This is a genomic window from Nonomuraea sp. NPDC003707 (genome assembly GCF_053587055.1).
The window spans coordinates 625594-645430 of record NZ_JBSFNK010000004.1; the positions used below are offsets into that span (position 1 = coordinate 625594).

The following is a 19837-nucleotide window of genomic DNA, read 5'->3' on the forward strand; positions in this document are numbered from 1 at the left end:
CGTCATGGCCGGTCGTGAAGGCTCACGGGCTGCTCGCCGTGACGACGCGCATCCTTGACCGGCTCCATGGTCAAGGACGCGCCGCTCTCCGCCCCCACTCACCCGCCGCCCCGCACCACCCGCCCGCCGTCGGACCCATCGCGTGGCACGCGGCCCCGTCCGGACGCCCGCCCGGGGACCGTCCCCGTCAGCGCCCGTTCGCCATACGGAGTCCAGCCCCTTCAACGCGAGCTCTCCGTACGGCGCCTCACCCCGTCCTGGCCGTCCTGGGCGGTGGCGTCAGAAGAGGTTTGGGAGGTCGGGGAGGAGGAAGCGGCGGTTGGGGTCGTAGTCGGAGGTGAGGTCTTCGGTGCGGTGGAATCCGCCGTTCGGGAGGTTCTCCACCAGGAGGTAGAGAAGGGATGACATGGTGGTGCCGCAGACGATCTCGCCGCTCTCGATGAGCTTGCGGAGGCGCGAGGCGTGCACCCACTCCACCCGCTCCGCCTCGTACGGGTCCGACGGCGGGCCGATGCGGGTGGCCGAGTCGGCGCGGTAGATGTGGTGCAGGCTGTCGGTGAAGCCGTTGGTCGGCTGGATCGACAGCAGCGGGCGCAGGGGGCCGGGACGCCAGCCCGTCTCCTCCTCGACCTCGCGCGCGGCCGCCGCCTGAGGCATCTCGCCCTCGTCCACCTGGCCCAGCGGGATCTCCCAGCCCCACGTGTCGGTGATGAAGCGATGCCGCCAGATCAGCAGCACCCGGTCCTGGTCGTCGGTGACGACCGCCCCCGCGCCGGGTGCGATGCGTACGAGCCGGTGGTCGAGGCGGCGCCCGTCGGGCAGCTCCACATCCGCCACCCGGATGTCCAGCCACGGGTCCGCGTACAGCGACCTCTCGGAGTGGACCTGCCACCGCATGCGATCAACCCCCACACCGAGGCGAAATGTTGACCCTACGTTACAAGCCGGAACGCTCCGTGGGCGAGGTTGTCGATCACTTCCGCAGTTCGATGTCGAGCGCCAGAGGCGACGTGTGGATGTCGTACGTACGGAAGCGCGTCCGCGCGATGAAGTCCTCGAACTCCGGCTTGGTGTACGCCCGCCGAGGCAGGAAGGACCGCAGGGCGAACTTCGTGAAGAGCCTGGACAGGCCGCTGATCCCCATCCGGGCCACGTCGGCGTCCACGGCGTCCTTGGGCACGTCCCTGCGCAGATCGATGACGAGGGCGTGGCCGCCGGGCCGCAGCACCCGGTGCATCTCGTGGAGCGCCCCGACGGGGTCGGAGAAGTTCTTGAACGCGGCGCAGCAGACGACGAAGTCGAAGCTCCCGTCCTCGAACGGCATCGCGGAGGCGTTCCCGCGGCGGAAGTCCACCCGGACCCCGGCCTCGGCGGCCTTCGCGCGGGCGATCTCGACGAACGTCTGGCTGATGTCGAGCCCCGTGACCGTGTAGTCGCCGGTCGCGGCCAGGGCGATCGACAGGTTGCCGGGCCCGGGGGCCACCTCTAACACCTCGCTGCCCGGCTCGGCCAGCTCGCGCACGCGTTCGACCTGGTCGGAGAACCGGTCGGGCGACCTGTCGTTGCTCGCGGCGTACCAGCGGGCGATCGCGCCCTCCATGCCGACGCCCTTGTATCCCTTGTCAGTCATAGAAACACGATATGTCGCGTCTAAGAGAAGTCAAGATATATCGCGGCAACGCCGTCGGCGAACATGAGGGCGGCGTGTCGCGCGAGAAAGTGGAGATTCGCCCCGATACGGTAGGCGGATCGCGTGGGGAGACCGGGCAAGTCGGCACGATCTGTCCCTGTGGTCTGGTGGAATCTAGTGCTGTGAGTGGTCAGACCTGGCGGTTGGTGCGACGCGGCAACAGTGGACCTGTTGCGCCCCCTGTGCTCGATGAGCACCAGCGTGCCGTGGTCGCCCACCGGAGCGGCCCGCTGCTCGTCCTCGCAGGTCCGGGCACCGGCAAGACCACCACGATAGTCGAGAGCATCGTCGACAGGATCGAGCGCCGCGGCGTCGACCCCGAGCGCGTGCTCATCCTCACCTTCAGCCGCAAGGCCGCCGAGGAGCTGCGCCAGCGGGTCACCGCCCGCCTGCGCCGCACCACCCGCACCCCGCTGGCCCTCACCTTCCACTCCTACGCGTACGCGCTCCTGCGCCGCGAGGCCGTGCTCGAGGGCAAGGCCCCGCCGCGCCTGCTGACCGGCCCCGAGCAGCTCCTGGAGATCCGGCGGCTGCTCCACGGCGAGCTGGAGAGCGGCGCGCTCGACTGGCCGGTGTCGCTGCGCGAGCCGCTCAAGACGCGGGGCTTCGCCGAGGAGCTGCGCGACTTCCTGTCCAGGGCCAGTGAGCGCGGGCTCGACCCCGAGCGGCTGATCGCCCTCGGCAGGCTGCACGGCAGGGGCGACTGGGCGGCGGCGGGCAGGTTCGCCGAGCGCTACCAGGACAGGTTCGACCTCGACCCGGAGGAGACCTACGACTACGCCGAGCTGATCGGGGCCGCCTCGGCGTTACTGGCCCGGCCGGAGGTGCGCGAGCGGGAGCGGGCGGCGCACGACGTGGTGTTCGTGGACGAATACCAGGACACCGACCCGGCACAGGAGTTCCTGCTGGCCCAGCTCGCCGGCGACGGGGCCGACCTGGTCGCCGTCGGCGACCCCGACCAGTCGATCTACGGCTTCAGGGGCGCCGACGTGCAGGGCATCATGAAGTTCCCCGAGCGGTTCAAGACCAGGGACGGCCGCGAGGCGCCGGTGCTGGCGCTGCGGGTGTGCCGCAGGAGCGGGGCCGACCTGCTGGAGGCCTCCCGCCGGTTGGCGGCCAGGCTGCCGGTGGCGCCCATGCCCGACCACGCGTACGGGCACGAGCACGACCACCGCGACCTGGCGCCGCTGCCCGACGCGGACGCCGGCGACGCGCGGGTGCTGCTGGCCGACAGCACCAGCCAGGAGGCGGCGATCGTGGCCGACACGCTGCGGCGCGCGCACCTGATCGACGGGGTGCCGTGGCACCGGATGGCGGTGCTGGTCCGTTCGGCCAAGCGCCAGGTGCCGCTGCTGCGCCGGGCGCTGGTCAACGCGGGCGTGCCGACGATGATCGCGGGCGACGAGGTGCCGATCGCGCAGGAGCCCGGCGTGCGGCCGCTGCTCACCATGCTCCGCGTGGCCATGGACCCCGCCCAGCTCGACGAGGGCGTGGCCGAGGAGCTGCTGACGGGGCCGCTCGGCGGCACGGACATGATCGGCGTACGCCGCCTCCGCCGCGCACTCAAGATCGCCGAGAACGAGGCGCAGGGCACGCGCTCGTCCGGCGAGCTGCTGGTCGCGGCCGTGCAGGACGTCAGGGAGCTCATCCGCGTCGAAGACCACGTCGCCGTCCCCGCCGAGCGCGTGGCCAAGCTCCTGGCCGCCGCCCGCGAGGCCGCGCAGCAGGAGGGGACGGCGGAGGACCTCCTGTGGGCCGTGTGGCACGCCAGCGGCCTGGCCGGGCGCTGGTCCGAGCAGAGCCTGCAGGGCGGCCCCAGGGGCGCGCAGGCCGACCGCGATCTCGACGCCGTGGTGGCCCTGTTCGACCACGCGGCCCGATTCGTGGACCGGATGCCCAAGGCGGGCCCCGAGGTGTTCATCGACGACCTGGCCGCCCAGGAGATCCCCGGCGACACGCTGGCCGACCGGGCCCCCGACGGCGACGCCGTACGCGTGCTGACCGCCCACCGCTCCAAGGGCCTCGAATGGGACGTCGTGGTCGTCGCGGGCGTGCAGGAGGGCGTCTGGCCGGACCTGCGGCTGCGCGGGTCGCTGCTCGGCGTGGAAGACCTCGTCGAGGTGGTCGAGGGCACCAAGCCCAACGCCGCCTCGCTGGTCTCCAAGCTGCTGGCCGAGGAGCGCAGGCTGTTCTACGTGGCCGCCACCAGGGCCAGGCGCAGGCTGGTGGTGACCGCGGTGGGCGGCGAGGACACCGACGAGCGCCCGTCCAGGTTCCTGTCGGAGCTGATGCCGGGAGCGGTGGAGTCGGCCACGGTGGACGACCGGGCCCGCTGGCTGAACATGTCCGCCCTGGTGGCCGACCTGCGCAGCGCGGTGACCGACCCCACCAAGCCCAGGAAGATGCGGCAGAAGGCGGCCAGGCAGCTCGCCCGCCTCGCCGCCGCGGGAGTCCAGGGGGCCCACCCCAACGACTGGTACGCCCTCACGCCCATCTCCGACGACCGCCCGCTGAGCTGGCCCGACGACGTCGTCAGCATCTCGCCCTCAGCGGTCGAGAGCTTCACCAAGTGCGGCCTGCGCTGGCTGCTGGAGACGGCCGTCGGCGCCGCGGGCACCAGCACCGCCCAGGGCCTGGGCAACATCATCCACGCCCTGGCCGTCCTGGCGGCCACCGACCTGCCCAGCGAGGACCTCCTGGGCGACCGCCTCGACCAGGTCTGGAACGACCTCGACTTCGGCGGCGTCTGGTACAACCGCAAGCAGCGCCAGGTCGCCGAGCAGATGATCGGCAAGTTCCTGCGCTGGCACAAGGAAAATCCGCGCGAGCTGGTGGCCATGGAGGAGGCGTTCACGGCGATGGTCACCGAGGGCGTCCAGATCAAGGGCCGCGTCGACCGGGTCGAGCGCGACTCCGACAACCGCGCCGTGATCATCGACCTCAAGACCGGCGGCTCCAAGCCCAAGGCCGGCGACCTCGACCGCCATCCCCAGCTCGGCGTCTACCAGCTCGCCGCGCTGCTCGGGGCCTTCGCGCGCCACGGCATGACCGAGCCGGGCGGCGCCGCGCTCGTCCAGGTCGGCAAGGCGGCGGGCAAGAACGACGCGCTGGAGCAGGCGCAGCCCCCGCTGGCCGACGACAAGGACCCGGGCTGGGCCAAGGACCTGGTCGACACGGTGGCGACCGGCATGTCGGGCCCGTTCTTCCAGGCCAAGGTCAACGACGGCTGCCGCACGTGCGCGGCCAGGGCGAGCTGCCCGGTCAACGACAACGGGGGCCAGGTGTGCTGACCCCCGCCGAACTCGCCGGCAAGCTCGGCATCCTGCCCCCCACCCGTGAGCAGGCCACGGTCATCGAGTCCCCGCTGGAGCCCATGGTCGTCATGGCCGGCGCGGGCTCGGGCAAGAGCGAGACCATGGCCGGTCGCGTGGTCTGGCTGGTCGCCAACGGCCTGGTCAAACCGGAAAACGTGCTGGGCCTGACCTTCACCCGCAAGGCCGCCGCCGAGCTGGCCAACCGGGTCAGGGAGCGGCTGAACGGCCTGGCCGAGGCGGGCCTCGTGGAGCCGGGCGCGCTCGACAACGAGCCGACCGTGTCCACCTACCACGCCTACGCGGCTCGCCTGGTCACCGACCACGCCCTGCGCGAAGGGCTGGAGCCCACCATGCGCCTGGTCACGCCGGCGGTGTCGTGGCAGCTCGCGTCGCGGGTGGTGGCGATGTACGACGGGCCGATGGACCGGATCGAGCTGGGCCCGCCGTCGGTCACCGCCGCGGTGCTGGAGCTGGCCGGCGAGCTGTCGGAGCACCTGCGCTCGGCCGGCGACGTGCGGCGGATGGGGGAGTGGCTGCGGGGCAGGCTCGACCTCCTGCCCGGCAGGACGACCGTGGCCCAGCGCAAGCCGCTCGGCGTCCAGTCCGCCAGGGAGCAGCTGCTGCCGATGGTGGAGGCGTACGAACGGCTCAAGCGCGGCCGGGAGGTCATCGACTACGGCGACCAGATGTCGCTGGCCGCCAGGATCGCCGCCAACCACAAGGAGGTCGGCGAGATCGAGCGAGGCCGCTACTCCGTGGTCCTGCTCGACGAATACCAGGACACCAGCCACGCCCAGCTCGTCCTGCTGCGCTCCCTTTACGGCGGCGGCCACCCGGTCACCGCCGTGGGCGACCCCTGCCAGTCCATCTACGGCTGGCGCGGCGCCTCCGCGGGCAACCTCCGCCGCTTCCCCCAGGACTTCCGCGACAGCTCCGGCGACCCCGCCGAGGTCCGCCAGCTCAGCGTCAGCTTCCGCAACGGCGACCGGGTGCTCGACGTCGCCGCCCGCGTCCAGCTCCCGCTACGCATGGAGGCCCGCGAGGTGCCGGTCCTGGTCCCGGGCCCCAACCGGGTCGACCGCGGCCGGGTCACCTGCGCCTTCCACGAGACGGCCGAGGATGAGGCGAAGTGGGTCGCCGACGGCATCGCCAGGATCCTCGGCGCGGAGACGGCGCCCGACGGCCTGCCCTGGGGCGAGAAGGAGCGCAAGAAGACGCTCGCCGTGCAGCCCCAGGACGTCGCGATCCTGGCGCGCAAGCGCTCGCAGTTCCCCGCGCTGCGCAGGGCGCTGGAGGAGCGCGACATCCCGGTCGAGGTGGTCGGTCTCGGCGGCCTGCTGACCGTGCCCGAGGTGACCGACATCGTGGCCACCCTGCGCGTCCTGTACGACGCGACGGCCGGCGACGCGCTGGCCAGGCTGCTGGCCGGGCCCCGCTGGCGGATCGGGCCCGCCGACCTGCGCGTGCTGGGCGAGCACGCCAGGCTGCTGGCCCGCGAGCTGAGCGAGAGCGGCCGGGAGGAGGACCCACTCGACCAGGTGGTGGCCGACCTCGCCGAGGAGCGCGGCAGCCTGGTGGACGCGCTGGACGAGCTGCCCGACCGGGAGGAGTGGCTGGAGGCGTTCTCGCCGCTGGCCCGCACCAGGCTGGTGGCGCTCGCCCAGGAGCTGCGCCGGCTCAGAGCGCACACCGCGCAGCCGCTCCCCGACCTGATCAGCGAGGTCGAGCGCACGATCGGCCTCGACGTCGAGGTGGCCGCGCGCAGCGGCACGACGAGCACGTTCGCGGCGCGGGCCGACCTCGACGCGTTCCTCGACGCCGCGTCCAGGTTCGCGGGCGACGCGGAAGACCCGACGCTGGGCGCCTTCCTGGCCTACCTCCAGGCGGCGGAGAGCGAGGAGTTCGGGCTGGAGGCGGGCCGGGTCGGCGACAGCAACAGCGTCAAGCTCATGACCGTGCACGCCTCCAAGGGGCTGGAGTGGCCGATCGTGGTCGTGCCGGGCCTGTCGCAGCTCGTCAGCTCGAAGGGGACGATCGCGACGGGCAGCATCTTCCCCGCCACGCCGGTCATGAACAGCCGCTGGACCGAAAACCCGCGCAAGCTCCCCTACCCGCTCCGCGGCGACGCCGCCGACCTGCCGAGGCTGAGCGGGCTGAGCAAGGAGGAGCTCGGCGCGTTCGACGAGCACTGCCGCGAGCGCGACCTGATGGAGGAGCGCAGGCTGGCGTACGTGGCCGTGACCCGCGCCCACTACCACCTGATCGCCTCCGGCTACCGCTGGGGGAGCGCCACCAAGCCGCTGGAGCCGTCCGACTTCCTGCTGGAGATCCGCGACACCGCCGACCGCGTCTCGGTCTGGGCCGGCGACCTGGCCGACGGCGCCACCAACCCGCTGCTCGCCGAGCCCGCCGAGGCCATCTGGCCGGTCACGCCCGAGGGCCTGCGCTACGAGTCCGTGCTCGACGGCGCCCGCCTGGTCGAGGACGCCCTGGCCGGGGCGCTCGCCGACGACGAGGAGGACGACGAGCAGCTGCGGGCGTTCGAGGAGGAGCGGCTGCGGGCCTGGGAGCGCGACACCGACCTGCTGCTGCGCGAGCGGGAGCTGCACCGGCGCCGGCCCGCCACGATCGTCGAGCTGCCGGTCAAGCTGACCGTGTCGTCGCTGGTCACGCTGGCCGGCGACCCGCGCGAGCTGGCCCGCAGGATCCGCCGCCCCGTCCCGGTCAAGCCCGCGCCGCTGGCGCGCCGGGGCACGTCGTTCCACAAGTGGCTGGAGACGCGGTGGGACCAGCAGCGGCTGATCGACGACCTGGAGCTGTACGACGAGGAGCTCGAAGAGGCGGATGTGCGCCTCGCCGAGCTGCAGGAGCGGTTCGAGCAGAGCGAGTGGGCCGATCGTCGCCCGGTCGATCTGGAGGTGCCGTTCGAGACCATGATCGCCGACCGGCTCGTGCGCGGGCGGATGGACGCGGTCTTCGAGCTGCCCGACGGCGGCTACGAGGTCGTCGACTGGAAGACCGGCGAGCCGCCCAGGGGGAAGAAGGCCACCCGGGTGGCGGCGGTGCAGCTCGCGGCGTACCGGCTGGCCTGGTCGCACCTGGCGGGGGTGCCGCTGGAGAAGGTGCGGGCGGCCTTCCACTTCGTACGCGCCAACCGCACCGTGCGCCCGGTCGACCTGCTCGACGCCGACGGCCTGGTCGCGCTCATCGAGGGGGTCAGGCTCGTAGATGGTGGAAAGCCGGCTTCGGATGCATGAGGAAGTCGTGGTGGGAGATGTTCCAGGCGTAGGCGCCGGCCATCTCGAAGACCACGGTGTCCCCGACGCGAGCCGAGGTCACGATTTTTCGGGAAAAAACGTCCTTTGGGGTGCATAGCTGGCCGACGAACGTGATCGGCTCGTCCGCCAGGCCCGGCCCCTTGCCCGTGGGCAGGATCGTGAACGGCTGGTCGTGGCCCTTGGTCGCCGGCGTCCGCAGGTGGTGGGTGCCGCCCAGCAGGATCGCGTACGCCTCGCCGCGCACCCGCTTCACGTCCACGACCCTGGTCACGTAGGAGCCGCAGTACGCCGTCAGCGCCCGGCCGGGCTCGATCCGCAGGCGTTTCCCGCCCCGGACGGCCGCGAGGCCCGCCCCGTACGCCGCCCAGTCGAACCTGGACTCCGGCGCCGCGTACGACACCGCCATGCCGCCGCCCAGGTTGACCTCCTCGTGCTCGTTGTCCAGCAGGGCCTTGGCGAGGGTCAGGAGCTGAGGGGCGTCCAGGCCGCTGGCCAGGTGGGTGTGCAGGCCGCGCAGGCGTACCCGCTCGGTGAACAGCGGCAGGCACTCCGCCATGCCCTGCTCGTCCATGCCGAACGGCCCGCTCATCGTGAGCGCGGCGCCCTCGACCGGCAGGTCGGGGTTGAGCCTGAGCAGCACGTCGGCCTCCAGGCCGGTGGCGAGGAGGCGGCGCAGCTCGTTCGGGGACTCGACGTGGATGCGGTGGTGCGGCAGGCGCAGCTCGGCGTCGGTCTTGCCGGGGCCCCCGAGCGCGACCGGCTTGCCCGGGAACAGCGTCGTGACGTGCGCGTGCTCGCCCGCCGACGACGCCTCGAACCCGGCCACGTGCCCGGCCAGCACGCGCAGCAGCTCGGCGTCCGGATTGGCCTTGACGGCGTAGTAGAGCTCGACCCCGCCGAGCGCCCGCCGTACGGAGGCGGCGTGCTCGTCCAGCGCGGGCAGGTCGTACAGGTAGGCGGGGGCCTCACCGAGGCGCAGCGCGGCGTCCCGGACGCGGTCGGTGATCATGCGAGCGGGTTCGCGATCGGGACGTAACCGGCTGCGCGGTCGGCCGCCCGCGCCCAGCGGACGCCCAGGTTCGCCTTGGCGGGCAGCGGCGCGCCGGCCAGCAGGTCCGACAGGGGCAGCGGCCGGCCGAGCTCGTCCGCCTGGCCGGCGAGCAGGTCGCGGGCGATCCGCCACAGCTCGCGCAGCAGCCCGTCGTCCGCTCCCGCGACGGTGGCGGCGATCTCGGTGAGGTGGTTGACGAGCAGGCAGTACGCCACGCGGGCCCAGCCGCGCTCGGCGTCGTAGGTGAGGGCCGCGGCCACCTCGGGGTGCAGGCCGGCGAGGTCGTGGCGGCCGGCGACGAGCTTGGTGCCCTCCAGGTCACGGAAGACGGCCTCCGCGGGGAGCCCGTCCGCGTCCAGGCCGACCAGGACGTTCTGCAGGTGGGGCTCCAGAACGACGCCGTACGCGAAATACAGCTCCAGGACGGGCAGCGCGACCGCCGCCACGTACGCCCGCCACCAGGCGAGCGGGTCCTTGACCGGCGCGCCGAGGGCGAGCGCGGCGGCCAGCACCGGGGTCACGCCGGGGGAGCAGGCGGTCCAGGGGCTCTGCCGGACGATCACGCCCAGGCCCTCGTGGAGCCGGGTGCCGAGGGCCGCCGAGCGGTAGCCGGGCTCGGGGAGCCAGCGGGTGGCGGGGTGCCTGTTGGCGACCTCCTTGAGGATCGGGCCCAGGCGGGAGGTGAGCTCCACGGCGCCGGCCAGCTCGTACCAGGCGTTCTTGCGCACGCAGTTCGTGATCCGGACGTCCAGGGAGAACTTCAGGCACGCCTCCGCCCCGGGCGCGTACACGGTCCGCACGGACGAGGTCGGCAGGACCACCGGCCCCTGCCCCAGGTCGATCAGCTCGGCCCCGAACGCGGGCCTCAGCAGCTCCACCTGCCACGGATGCGCCGGAAGCAGCCGGTAGCCGCGCGGCGCCTCGCCCATCGTGTCGAGCACCGACGCGTCGCCGCCCTCGGCCAGCACGTCCTCGCGCACGCCGAGCAGCCGGACGGGGAACTCGGCGTGCGCCTCGGGCGCGTAGCGCAGCCAGCCGTCCCCGCCGCGCGCCTTGGGGCTGGGGTGGAAGGGATGGCCGAACACCAGCGACTGCTCCGAGGCCAGCCACGGATCGGCGGGCGGGACGGCGTCCTCCCGCGCGCGCAGGATCATGGCCACCGCCTCGCGGCTGGCCGCCACCTGCTCGGCGAACTCGCCGTTCGCCCCATGGAGGTCGGACTCGACCATCCGTACCAGCTCGCCGGTCGTCAGCGGCTGCCAGGCGCCCTCCTCCAGGCGCTCAGGCCGGCCGTCGAAGCGCAGCGCAGCGCCGCCGTGGGTGCGGACCCGCAGCAGCGTGCCCGCCACCCGCAGCAGCAGGTACGGCGGCGCGGGCCAGACCAGACCGCGCGGCCCGGCCACCTCCCGCACGCAGCAGCGCAGCAGGGCCGCCAGCGTCGCCTCCTCGGCTGTTTCCTCAGCCGGGGCAGAGGGCGCGTCGAGGGCCGGAGCGTGCATTCAAGCTCTCCTCAGGTAGTTGGGCCCGCTGGTGCCGTAGAACTTGTTGACGTCGCGGGCGCCGGAGCGCTCCTTCGCGACGAGCGTCCCAGCGGTGATCATGGACTTGCCGGTGAGCCTGGCCGCGTCCAGAGTCCTGGCGCGCAGGATCCTGGCCATGGGGTCCTCGCCGTACTCGTCGAGGGCCTCGGCCAGCGTGCCGCGCAGCAGCGCCGCGGCCTCGGCGTGCGGCATCGCCCCGAACGCCACGGCGGCGGCGGCCAGATGCAGCGTGATGGTCACGAACACGTCGGCCAGCGCGTGCGGATCGTCGTTCAGCATCCGCTCGTCGGCGAACCCGGGCACGTCGATCCCGGCCGCCCGCAGCCTCGCGGGTGAGGCCAGCAGCCCGTCGTTGTCCTTGACGAGCAGCCGCGTCCGGTCGCCTTGGAAGACGAGGGCGAGGTTCTGCTGGTGGGCTTCGAGGGCGACGCCGTAGCGCACGAAGAGCCGTACGTTCCAGCGCAGCAGCAGCCGCAGGTAGGCGGGGACGACGTCGCCCACCTCGTCGAGCACCCCGGGCGCGCCCAGCGCGGCCACCGGCACGATCTTGCCCTCGGGCAGCCGCCTGAGCATCCAGGCCAGGTACTCGTGCCCGGCGTGCGCGTGGACCTGCTCGTCGGCCAGCACCACGTCCGGGCCGGCCAGCTCCCGGAGCAGCAGCTCGGCCTTCGCCCCGTCGCCCAGCGTGCCCGGCTTGATCGACCGTCTGTTCCGGGCGCCCAGGGTGCTGATGGGGAGGGGCAGCTTGAGATGGGTACGGGGGTCGATCTCGACGGTCCGCATGGACAGGGTGGGCCGCACGGTCAACCGCGCCTCGTCGAGCAGCCGTACCCCGTCGATCTTCCGCACCTCGCCGGCCGTCAGCGGGTGGACGGGGAACAGCACCTCGTCCGGCCCCACCTCCCACCCGCCCGCGTCGGCGGGGAAACGCTCGGCGGAGCCCGGCGCGAGCGCCCGGCGGGGCACGGCAGCCCACCGCAGCTCGAACGACGGCGCGAACTCCGGCGCATACGCCAGCAGCTCCTCCTCCGACAACCCCACCCGCGCCCGGGACGTCGGATAGACGGGATGGTCCACGAAGGCGGCCAGCGCCTCATAGGACGGCCCTCGCGCGAGCACCTCGCCGGCATGGGAGTCGTGCAGCTCCAGAGCGGTCAGCGCCGCCAGGCACTCCTCGAAGAAGGCCGCGACCCCCTCCGAGTCCGCCGGGTCCGCCACCTCGACCAGCGTCTCCAGCACCTGCTCCAGCCCGAGCCGCTCCTCCGAGGCCACCACGAAGTCCTGGAACAGCGCGCCGGGCTCCAGGCGTACCCACCGGCCGTCCGCCAGAAGCAGCCCCGCGCCGTCCTTGGTCCGGCTGATCCGGGAGGACAGCCCGCCGTAGTCCTCGCGCAGCAACGCGTTCAGGACCCGGGCGGCCAGATAGGCCTCCCGATCGCTCATTCGACCACCCACGGCCGCGCGGCCCGGTAGGCCTCGACGGCCGCGTCCACGGTGGCCCGGGAGGGCCCGACGGCACGTACGACGCCCAGATAGTCCCGGTTCGTGTGCGTGAGCGAGATGACGTCCCCGACGGCCCGCAGCGGCCGGTGCCACAGCCGGACGTCCCCTTCGACGAAGGTCTCGGCACCGGGGGCATCCTTGACGGTCCCGGCCCGGTCGGCGACGAGGCTGACCGCGCTCCCGTACAACGAAATTTCCGGAATGTCGGGCACCGCCTCCCCGAGATGCACCCGCAGGATCCACTCGAACAGCGGCACCCCGAGCACATCACCGAGCAGGAAGTCGCAATGGTCGCCGATCACCCGGTAGTTCACCTCGACGATCCGGGGCCCTCGCGGAGTGACCACGTACTCGGTGTGACAGGCCCCGAACCCGACCCCCAGCGCCCGCAGCGCCGCCAGCACGTGCTCGTGCGTCCCGTCCCGCGGCGCCCAGTCGAGCCGTTCCTCGATGAAGTACGGCAGCGCCCCCAGCGTCGTCTCGAACCCGCCGAGCACCCGCGTCGCGGACGCGTCCCCCAGCGTCTCCAGCGTCCGCAGCGGCCCTTCCAGGTACTCCTCGACGACCAGCGTCTCGCCCGGCCGCCGCTTCCTGACCAGGGCCACCGCGCCGGCCAGGTCGCGTTCGACGAGCATGACGTCCTCGCTGGCCACGCCCTCACGCGGTTTCAGCACGACAGGGTAGGGGAGGCGCTCGGGCACCGGATCGCCGGGGGCGAGCCGGATCGACCACACCTGCTCGACCCCGGCCTCGAGGAGCCTGCGACGCGTCAGGAACTTGTTCTTGGCGGCCACGCAGGCCCGCCAGTCCTTCCCGGGCAGCCCGAAGTAGGCTGCCGCGAGCGCCGTCTCCGCCTGCAGGTGGTCGGAGTTGGTGAAGATCGCGTCCGGCCTGCCGAGGCTCTCGACGGCGTCGATGAGGGCCCGCGGGTCGCGCACGTCGCACGCCACCGCGTACGGATGCCGCTCCGGCCGATCCGTCAGGACCGTGACCTCCAGCCCCAGGGCCTCGGCCGCGGGCAGGAAGCCGTCCGTCACGGAATCGGTTGATTTGAGCGCGGTCAGGTAGAGCCGCAACGCGAAGGCACCCCCGAAGGATCAGGTAAGGCTAACCTAACTCGTCGATCTTAGCCCGAGAGAGATCACCCCGGGGCCCGGATACCGTAATCGCCGGCTAACTGCGAGGTCATAGGATGACAGGGGATTTCGGGAGGGGACGGCCTGTGGAGACGACCGCGGAAGAGCAACTCATCGGGCCTCTGCTTCTGGCACGCGGCACCATCGACAGATCCTCGGCGCTGCGGGTCAACGAGCAGTGGCTGGAGCAGGCGTGGACCGATCCGTCGACCAGGGTGCTGGTGATCGACGACGGTCACACGCTGGTGCGGCGGTCGGGAGACACGGTGCAGGCGGTGCTCTACGCGCCGGCCGACGCGCCGCCGGGCGAGCGCTACCTGCTCGGGGTCGAGGACGGTGTGGCCTACTTCGCGGTGGCGGCGCCGCTGCCCAGCGGCCCCGGAGGCGATGTCAACGGGCGCGTGACGGTGCCCATGAGCCTGCGCGACACGCCCGAGGGCGAGGCGGTGGCGGCCGGGCTGCGCCAGGTCGGGGGCCTGCTCGGCGACCGCGACGCCGGCCTGCTGGTCTACGCGGTGGCGCTGGAGGCCTGGCACACGACCCACGAATACTGTCCGCGCTGCGGCACCCGCACCGACGTGCGGGCCGGCGGGCACATCCGCGTCTGCCCGCAGGACGGCAGCCAGCACTTCCCCCGCGTCGACCCCGCGGTGATCATGCTGGTCCGCGACGAGGACGACCGCTGCCTGCTCGCCCGCGGCCCGCAGTGGCCGGAGGGGCGGCTGTCGATCCTGGCGGGGTTCGTGGAGCCGGGGGAGTCGCTGGAGCACGCCGTCGCCCGTGAGGTGGCGGAGGAGGTCGGCGTCACCGTCGTCCGCCCGCGCTATCTCGGCAGCCAGCCCTGGCCGTTCCCGCGCAGCCTCATGCTGGGCTTCTTCGCCGAGGCGATCTCGACCGAGCTCACGCCGGACGCCGAGGAGATCGCCGAGGCCCGCTGGTTCTCGCGCGAGGAGCTGGCGCGAGCGCTGGAGTCCGGCGAGCTGCGCCTGCCCCCGCCGGTGTCGATCGCCCGCCGCCTGATCGAGACCTGGTACGGCGGCGAGCTGACCGGCGACTGGTGATCAGGCTGCCCCGAGCAGGGCCTTGACCTCGAGAGCTGAAGGGTTCGTGCGCACGACGCGGCCGTCGGGGGTGTCGATCACCACGGTCGGCACCACCTGGTTGCCGTTGTTGACGCTCATCACGAACTCTGCCGCCGACGGGTCGCGCTCGATGTCGATGTCCTTGAAGCTGATGCCCTCGCGGGTGAGCTGGGACTTGAGCCGCTTGCAGGGGCCGCACCAGGTGGTGCTGTAGACGGTGAGCGCCATGTCGGGAGATCCCTCCGGAGATCAGGAAAATAGGCGCTCCATGCAACAACCGGACTGTGCAAGTTCATTCCTGAGGCGGGGGTGTCCCGACTCGGGCGCTCAGCCGATGCGCTCGGCGATCCAGGCCTGCACCTGCTCGGCCACCCCGGGCTCGCGATAGAGCGGGTTGCTGTGGTTGATGCCCGGCTGGGTGATCACCGTCACGGGCACGCCCACCTGCCCCAGCATCGTCTTGAGCACCTGGCTCTGCAGCGGCGGCACGAACTCGTCCTTGGAGTGCACGGTCAGCATCGGCGCGTCCTTGCGGCTGGCGTGCCAGGCCACCTCCATGCTGGCCCAGACCCGCGAGCACTTGCCCTTGGGCGCGCAGCCTCCGGCCAGGCGGATGGCGGCCGTACGGAGCTTGCGCTTGTTGGGGTCGTCGGACTTCTCGCCGTCGGAGTAGGCGCGCAGCGGCGAGATGATCGGCGACAGGCCCACGACGCCCTTGAGGCCGGAGATGCCGTCGCCGTACGTGCCCACGGCCGCCGCGATGTGGCCGCCGGCGGAGAAGCCCACCACCACGTAGTTGCTCGGGTCGAACGCCCACCGCTCGGCGTGCTTGCGGGCCAGCGCGATGGCGGCCAGCGCGTCCGAGCGCTGCGCGGGCCACACCGCGTCGCCGGAGAGCCGGTAGTTGAGGTTGAAGACCGTGTAGCCCAGCTCGGCGTACTGGCGGACGATCTCCTTCATGTAGCGCTTGTCACCCCCCGACCACCAGCCGCCGTGGATCAGGAACACGCCGGGGCGCTGCTGGCCGTCGGGCGTCCACCAGACGTCCATGGCTTGACGTGCCTGGGGGCCGTACGAGACGGTCTCGGAGGCGAAGTCGCCGAGCCCGTACTGGTCGATGACATCGGTGGGGCCGGGCGTCGGCTCCTTGTTGGCGCTGGCGGCCACGGGTGTGAGCACGACGGCAGCGAGCGCGAGCACGCCCGCGAAAACCGCAGTTCGCACGGCCTTCCTTTCCCCCATGCAGATGGTCGGACCCATTGTGAGGGAAGAGACCGGTTCTTTGCATCTGGTGGCTATGAACATACGTCGGCCCGCATGTTGCCAGAATAAAGGGGCTGTCCGCTACACCTGCGAGTATGTACGGGTGAACAATATGGATGACGTCCTGGCCGGTCTCGACCCCGAGCAGCGCGCGGTGGCCGAGGCGGTGCGCGGTCCGGTGTGTGTGCTGGCCGGCGCGGGCACCGGCAAGACCAGGGCGATCACCCATCGCATCGCGCACGCGGTCCGCAGCGGGGTGGTTGACGCGCAGAGCGTGCTCGCTGTGACGTTCACCACTCGGGCGGCGGGGGAGCTGCGCCAGCGGCTGCGCGCGCTCGGGGCGCCCGGCGTGCAGGCCCGTACGTTCCACGCGGCGGCGCTGCGGCAGCTCACCTACTTCTGGCCGAGGGTCATCGGCGGCGCGGCGCCCTCGGTGATCGAGTCCAAGCTCCCGGTGCTGGCGGAGGCCTGCCGCCAGGTCCGGAAAACTCCGGATCGGTCCGAGTTGCGGGACATCGCGGCCGAGCTCGAATGGGCCAAGGTCACCCAGATCGGGCCGGAGGACTACGTGACGGCCGCGGCGAAATACCACCGCACGCCGCCGGTCCCGCCGGAGGAGGTCGCTCGCCTTTATGAGGCGTACGAGCAGATCAGGCGCGAACGCCACCTGGTCGACTTCGAGACCATCCTCGAGCTGACCGCCGCCGTGATGACCGAGCACAAGGAGGTCGCGGGGCAGATCCGCCAGCAGTACCGCTATTTCGTGGTGGACGAGTACCAGGACGTCAACCCGCTGCAGAAGCTCCTGCTCGACACCTGGCTCGGGGGCCGCGACGACCTCTGCGTGGTCGGCGACCCCAACCAGACGATTTACTCCTTCACCGGCGCCACCCCGCGCTACCTGACGGGCTTCGCGGTCGAGCACCCCGACGCCGCCGTCATCAAGCTGGTGCGCGACTACCGCTCGACCCCGCAGGTGGTCGAGCTGGCCAACCGGCTGATCGTCAGATCCCCGCACCGGCTCGACCTGGTGGCCCAGCGCCCCGACGGCCCCAAGCCGTCGATCTCCGACTACGACGACGAGCCCGCCGAGGCGGCGGGGGCGGCCCGCGCGATCAGGAAGCTGCTGGACAAGGGCGTGCCCTCGCGGGAGATCGCGATCCTGTTCCGCGTCAACTCGCAGTCGGAGGCGTACGAGGAGGCCCTGTCCAAGGCCGAGATCCCGTACATGCTGCGCGGCGCCGAGCGCTTCTTCGACCGCCCGGAGGTCCGGCAGGCGGTCGTCCTCCTGCGCGGCGCGGCCCGCGCCTATGCCGGGGAGCCGCTGGCCGCCGAGGTCCACCACATCCTGACCGGCATCGGCCTGACCCCGTCCCCGCCGGGCGGCGGCAAGGCCAGGGAGAAGTGGGAGTCCCTGAAGGCGCTGGCGGACCTGGCGGAGGACATGGCGGCCGAGGGCGCCGACCTGCCCGCGTTCGTGGCCGAGCTGGAGCGCCGGGCCTCCGAGCAGCACGCCCCGCCCGTGGAGGGCGTCACCCTGGCCTCGCTCCACGCCGCCAAGGGCCTGGAGTGGGACGCCGTCTTCCTGGTCGGCCTGACCGACGGCATGCTCCCGATCATCTACGCCGAGTCCCCGGAGCAGATCGAGGAGGAGCGCCGCCTCCTCTACGTGGGCGTCACCCGAGCCCGGGAGCACCTCTCCCTCTCCTGGGCCGGCGCCCGCGCCCCCGGGGCCCGCAGGACCCGCCGTCCCTCCCGTTTCCTCGACGGTCTCGGCTCCCGCGCCTCCTCCGCGTCCCCGCCCCGCGTCTCGACCGCCCCCCGCGAACGGCGTGCGGTGGCGGCGCCGGTGAGCTGCCGGGTGTGCGCGAAGACGCTGGTGGCGGCCGCCGAGCAGAAGCTGGGGCGCTGCTCCACGTGCCCGGCGGACTACGACGAGGCCCTCCTCGAACGCCTGAAGGCCTGGCGCACCGCCACCGCGAAGGAGGCCAAGGTCCCGCCGTACGTCGTCTTCACGGACGTGACCCTCCAGGCCATCGCGGAGCACGCGCCTTCCACGGAGCAGGAGCTGCTGTCGATAGCGGGCATCGGCAAGATCAAGGTGGACCGGTACGGCGAGGCCGTCCTGTCTCTCTGTCGCGCCGACTGACAGCCCCGCTTTAGTCCCATATAAGGGGCACGTCAGACTTGTCCCCAACACCCGAGAGCCCAAGGGGGACGGACACGTGAACGAGGCGCTGAAGGAGCTGCTGGATCTGCTCGACCTGGAGCAGATCGAGCTCGACATCTTCCGGGGACGGAGCCCGGAGGAACGCATCCAGCGCGTCTTCGGTGGTCAGGTGGCGGCCCAGGCCCTCGTGGCGGCCGGCCGTACGGTGCCGAAGGACCGTCACGTCCACTCTCTGCACGCCTACTTCATCCGCCCGGGCGATCCCTCCATACCGATCATCTACAACGTCGACCGCCTCCGCGACGGCCGTTCGTTCACCACCCGCAGGATCGTCGCCGTCCAGCACGGCAAGGCGATCTTCACGATGTCGGCGTCGTTCCACATCGCCGAGGAGGGCGTGACGCATCAGGCGTCCGTCATGCCGCAGGTGCCCGACCCCGAGACGCTCCCCACGTTCCGGGACCGGATGTTCGAGGCGGTCGGCGACCACCCCGAGCTCCGCGAGTGGTTCTCGCGCCCCCGCCCGGTGGACGCCAGGTACGTCTCGCCGCTCACCTGGGAGGCGTTCAAGAACCCCGACCTGCGCAGCGCCGAGACCAACGTGTGGTTCCGCTACCACGCCGACCTGCCGGACGACCCGCTCCTGCACGTGGTGCTGGCCGCGTACGCGTCCGACTTCACGCTGGTCGACACGATCCTGCTGGCCCACGGCATGGCCTGGGGCGCCTCCAACGTCTCCGGCGCCTCGCTGGACCACGCCATGTGGTTCCACCGCCCCTTCAGGGCCGACGACTGGTTGCTCTATGCTCAGGAATCCCCCTGGTCGGGGGGAGCTCGGGGACTCGCACGCGGCGAGATGTTCACTGCCTCGGGCGAGCTCGTGGTCTCGGTCGTCCAAGAGGCCATGATCCGCCTGACGAAATAGTGCCGACACGCCGCGTGCAATAGGCCGCCAGGCGCGGTCAATGTAACAAAATCGCAGGTAGAAAATATGTTGCCCCTTCCCGGCTTCCCGGTTTAGGGTCATGGTCAAGCGAGTCGGACACTACTGTTCCGACGATCCAGAGAGTGGAGGTGAGTCACCGTGATCAGCATTCAGATGCCAGCCACGCAATGGCTCGCTTCCGCATGCCGTAACTCGGTGAGACTCGTTGACGGTCCCACCAAGCTGCGCCAGGAGAAGTCTGCCCGTAGCCAGGCTGCCGCCTACGGCGCGCGCGCCCACTTCGGCGCTGCCACGCCAGCTGCTCCTGTCTACACCGCACGTATCGAACTGCCGGCTTACCAGCTCACCAATGGTGGACTGTGGGGTCCGCAACCCTGGAGGGATACACCGGTCATAACCTGACCGGCGTATACAGCCCCCAGGCCGCGGATCCTGCAGACGGATCCGCGGCCTTACTTATTTGTCCGTGATTCCCGACCACCTACGAGGTGTCCGACCAAGATCAAAAAGATCTGACAAAAGGAGAAAGCAGATGGGGGCGAAGACGATCATGGACCTGATCGACGAAGCCAAGATCCCCTGCCGTACCGACCCCGACCTGTGGTTCGCCGAGTCGCCGGAGGACGTCGAGTTCGCCAAGGCTCTCTGCGGCGGCTGCCCGATCCAGAAGGCCTGCCTGGCCCGCGCGCTCGAGCGCGAGGAGCCGTGGGGCGTCTGGGGCGGCGAACTCATCCTCAGGGGAGCGATCGTTCCCCGTAAGCGTCCGCGCGGGCGTCCCCGCAAGCACCCGGTCGCTGCCTGAACACCGCACCTTCAACCAGAAAGCGAACAAACCAATGAGCGCTCAGATCACGAGGAGCCGA

14 protein-coding genes are annotated in these 19837 nt (G+C 71.8%); 6 read left to right on the forward strand and 8 right to left on the reverse strand.

Annotated features, from left to right (window positions below):
- Positions 1-279: 279 nt before the first annotated feature.
- Together ACWDRB_RS13750 and ACWDRB_RS13755 are read right to left on the reverse strand one after the other, a co-directional pair.
- Positions 280-897 carry an NUDIX hydrolase gene (locus tag ACWDRB_RS13750; RefSeq protein ID WP_350725411.1) on the reverse strand — a complete coding sequence of 206 codons (618 nt, stop codon included), beginning with the start codon at positions 895-897 and terminating at the stop codon, positions 280-282.
- Between the two features lie 76 nt (positions 898-973).
- Positions 974-1630: a methyltransferase domain-containing protein gene (locus tag ACWDRB_RS13755; protein WP_449893648.1), complete on the reverse strand. Its 657-nt coding sequence runs from the start codon at positions 1628-1630 to the stop codon at positions 974-976.
- 242 nt (positions 1631-1872) lie between these two features.
- Here ACWDRB_RS13755 and ACWDRB_RS13760 point away from each other — a divergent pair, with 242 nt between their 5' ends.
- Both ACWDRB_RS13760 and ACWDRB_RS13765 read left to right on the forward strand, forming a co-directional pair.
- Entirely contained in the window at positions 1873-4980 is a 3108-nt protein-coding gene (locus ACWDRB_RS13760; RefSeq protein WP_449893650.1) for an ATP-dependent helicase, read from the forward strand.
- Complete coding sequence (locus tag ACWDRB_RS13765) at positions 4974-8261, forward strand: ATP-dependent helicase (protein ID WP_350725405.1); 3288 nt, start codon at positions 4974-4976, stop codon at positions 8259-8261. The genes ACWDRB_RS13760 and ACWDRB_RS13765 overlap by 7 nt, the downstream gene beginning before the upstream one ends.
- On the opposite strand, the gene ACWDRB_RS13770 is transcribed toward ACWDRB_RS13765, so the two are convergent.
- Genes ACWDRB_RS13770 through ACWDRB_RS13785 form a run of 4 tightly spaced genes read right to left on the reverse strand, consistent with a single transcriptional unit; the run spans position 8221 to position 13453 of the window.
- Positions 8221-9291 carry a type III PLP-dependent enzyme gene (locus ACWDRB_RS13770; protein ID WP_449893652.1) on the reverse strand — a complete coding sequence of 357 codons (1071 nt, stop codon included), beginning with the start codon at positions 9289-9291 and terminating at the stop codon, positions 8221-8223. The two genes, ACWDRB_RS13765 and ACWDRB_RS13770, sit on opposite strands and share 41 nt — an antisense overlap.
- Positions 9288-10832, reverse strand: coding sequence for an IucA/IucC family protein (locus ACWDRB_RS13775; RefSeq protein WP_449893655.1), 1545 nt, complete (start codon positions 10830-10832; stop codon positions 9288-9290). Before ACWDRB_RS13775 ends, ACWDRB_RS13770 begins: the two co-directional genes overlap by 4 nt.
- Complete coding sequence (locus ACWDRB_RS13780) at positions 10833-12317, reverse strand: IucA/IucC family protein (protein WP_449893657.1); 1485 nt, start codon at positions 12315-12317, stop codon at positions 10833-10835.
- The gene (locus ACWDRB_RS13785; protein WP_449893659.1) at positions 12314-13453 is read right to left on the reverse strand and encodes a siderophore biosynthesis protein; all 1140 of its coding nucleotides are present in this window, start codon (positions 13451-13453) and stop codon (positions 12314-12316) included. Before ACWDRB_RS13785 ends, ACWDRB_RS13780 begins: the two co-directional genes overlap by 4 nt.
- A 146-nt stretch (positions 13454-13599) precedes the next feature.
- Between ACWDRB_RS13785 and nudC the strand changes: the two genes are divergently transcribed.
- Complete coding sequence (gene nudC / locus ACWDRB_RS13790) at positions 13600-14574, forward strand: NAD(+) diphosphatase (RefSeq protein WP_449893661.1); 975 nt, start codon at positions 13600-13602, stop codon at positions 14572-14574.
- Here nudC and ACWDRB_RS13795 read toward each other — a convergent pair whose 3' ends face one another.
- Positions 14575-14823: a mycoredoxin gene (locus tag ACWDRB_RS13795; RefSeq protein ID WP_185068413.1), complete on the reverse strand. Its 249-nt coding sequence runs from the start codon at positions 14821-14823 to the stop codon at positions 14575-14577.
- Between the two features lie 99 nt (positions 14824-14922).
- Positions 14923-15819, reverse strand: a complete 897-nt coding sequence (locus tag ACWDRB_RS13800) for an alpha/beta hydrolase (protein WP_449893663.1) — start codon at positions 15817-15819, stop codon at positions 14923-14925.
- 151 nt (positions 15820-15970) lie between these two features.
- On the opposite strand from ACWDRB_RS13800, the gene ACWDRB_RS13805 reads away from it, so the two are divergent.
- The 3 genes from ACWDRB_RS13805 to ACWDRB_RS13815 all read left to right on the forward strand — a co-directional run bounded on the left by ACWDRB_RS13805 (position 15971) and on the right by ACWDRB_RS13815 (position 19776).
- Positions 15971-18007 carry an ATP-dependent DNA helicase UvrD2 gene (locus ACWDRB_RS13805; RefSeq protein WP_449893665.1) on the forward strand — a complete coding sequence of 679 codons (2037 nt, stop codon included), beginning with the start codon at positions 15971-15973 and terminating at the stop codon, positions 18005-18007.
- A 76-nt stretch (positions 18008-18083) separates the two neighbouring features.
- Positions 18084-18953 (forward strand): acyl-CoA thioesterase II, encoded by an 870-nt coding sequence (tesB, locus tag ACWDRB_RS13810; protein WP_449893667.1) that lies wholly within the window; start codon positions 18084-18086, stop codon positions 18951-18953.
- Between the two features lie 553 nt (positions 18954-19506).
- Complete coding sequence (locus tag ACWDRB_RS13815) at positions 19507-19776, forward strand: WhiB family transcriptional regulator (RefSeq protein WP_350725390.1); 270 nt, start codon at positions 19507-19509, stop codon at positions 19774-19776.
- Positions 19777-19837: the final 61 nt, after the last annotated feature.

Bases quoted from the DNA above. Each gene is read 5' to 3' on its own strand.
- ACWDRB_RS13750 (WP_350725411.1), bottom strand. From the start codon at position 897: ATGCGGTGGCAGGTCCACTCCGAGAGGTCGCTGTACGCGGACCCGTGG.
- ACWDRB_RS13770 (WP_449893652.1), bottom strand. From the start codon at position 9,291: ATGATCACCGACCGCGTCCGGGACGCCGCGCTGCGCCTCGGTGAGGCC.
- ACWDRB_RS13805 (WP_449893665.1), top strand. From the start codon at position 15,971: ATGGATGACGTCCTGGCCGGTCTCGACCCCGAGCAGCGCGCGGTGGCC.
- ACWDRB_RS13815 (WP_350725390.1), top strand. From the start codon at position 19,507: ATGGGGGCGAAGACGATCATGGACCTGATCGACGAAGCCAAGATCCCC.
- ACWDRB_RS13795 (WP_185068413.1), bottom strand. From the start codon at position 14,823: ATGGCGCTCACCGTCTACAGCACCACCTGGTGCGGCCCCTGCAAGCGG.
- ACWDRB_RS13755 (WP_449893648.1), bottom strand. From the start codon at position 1,630: ATGACTGACAAGGGATACAAGGGCGTCGGCATGGAGGGCGCGATCGCC.
- ACWDRB_RS13775 (WP_449893655.1), bottom strand. From the start codon at position 10,832: ATGCACGCTCCGGCCCTCGACGCGCCCTCTGCCCCGGCTGAGGAAACA.
- ACWDRB_RS13780 (WP_449893657.1), bottom strand. From the start codon at position 12,317: ATGAGCGATCGGGAGGCCTATCTGGCCGCCCGGGTCCTGAACGCGTTG.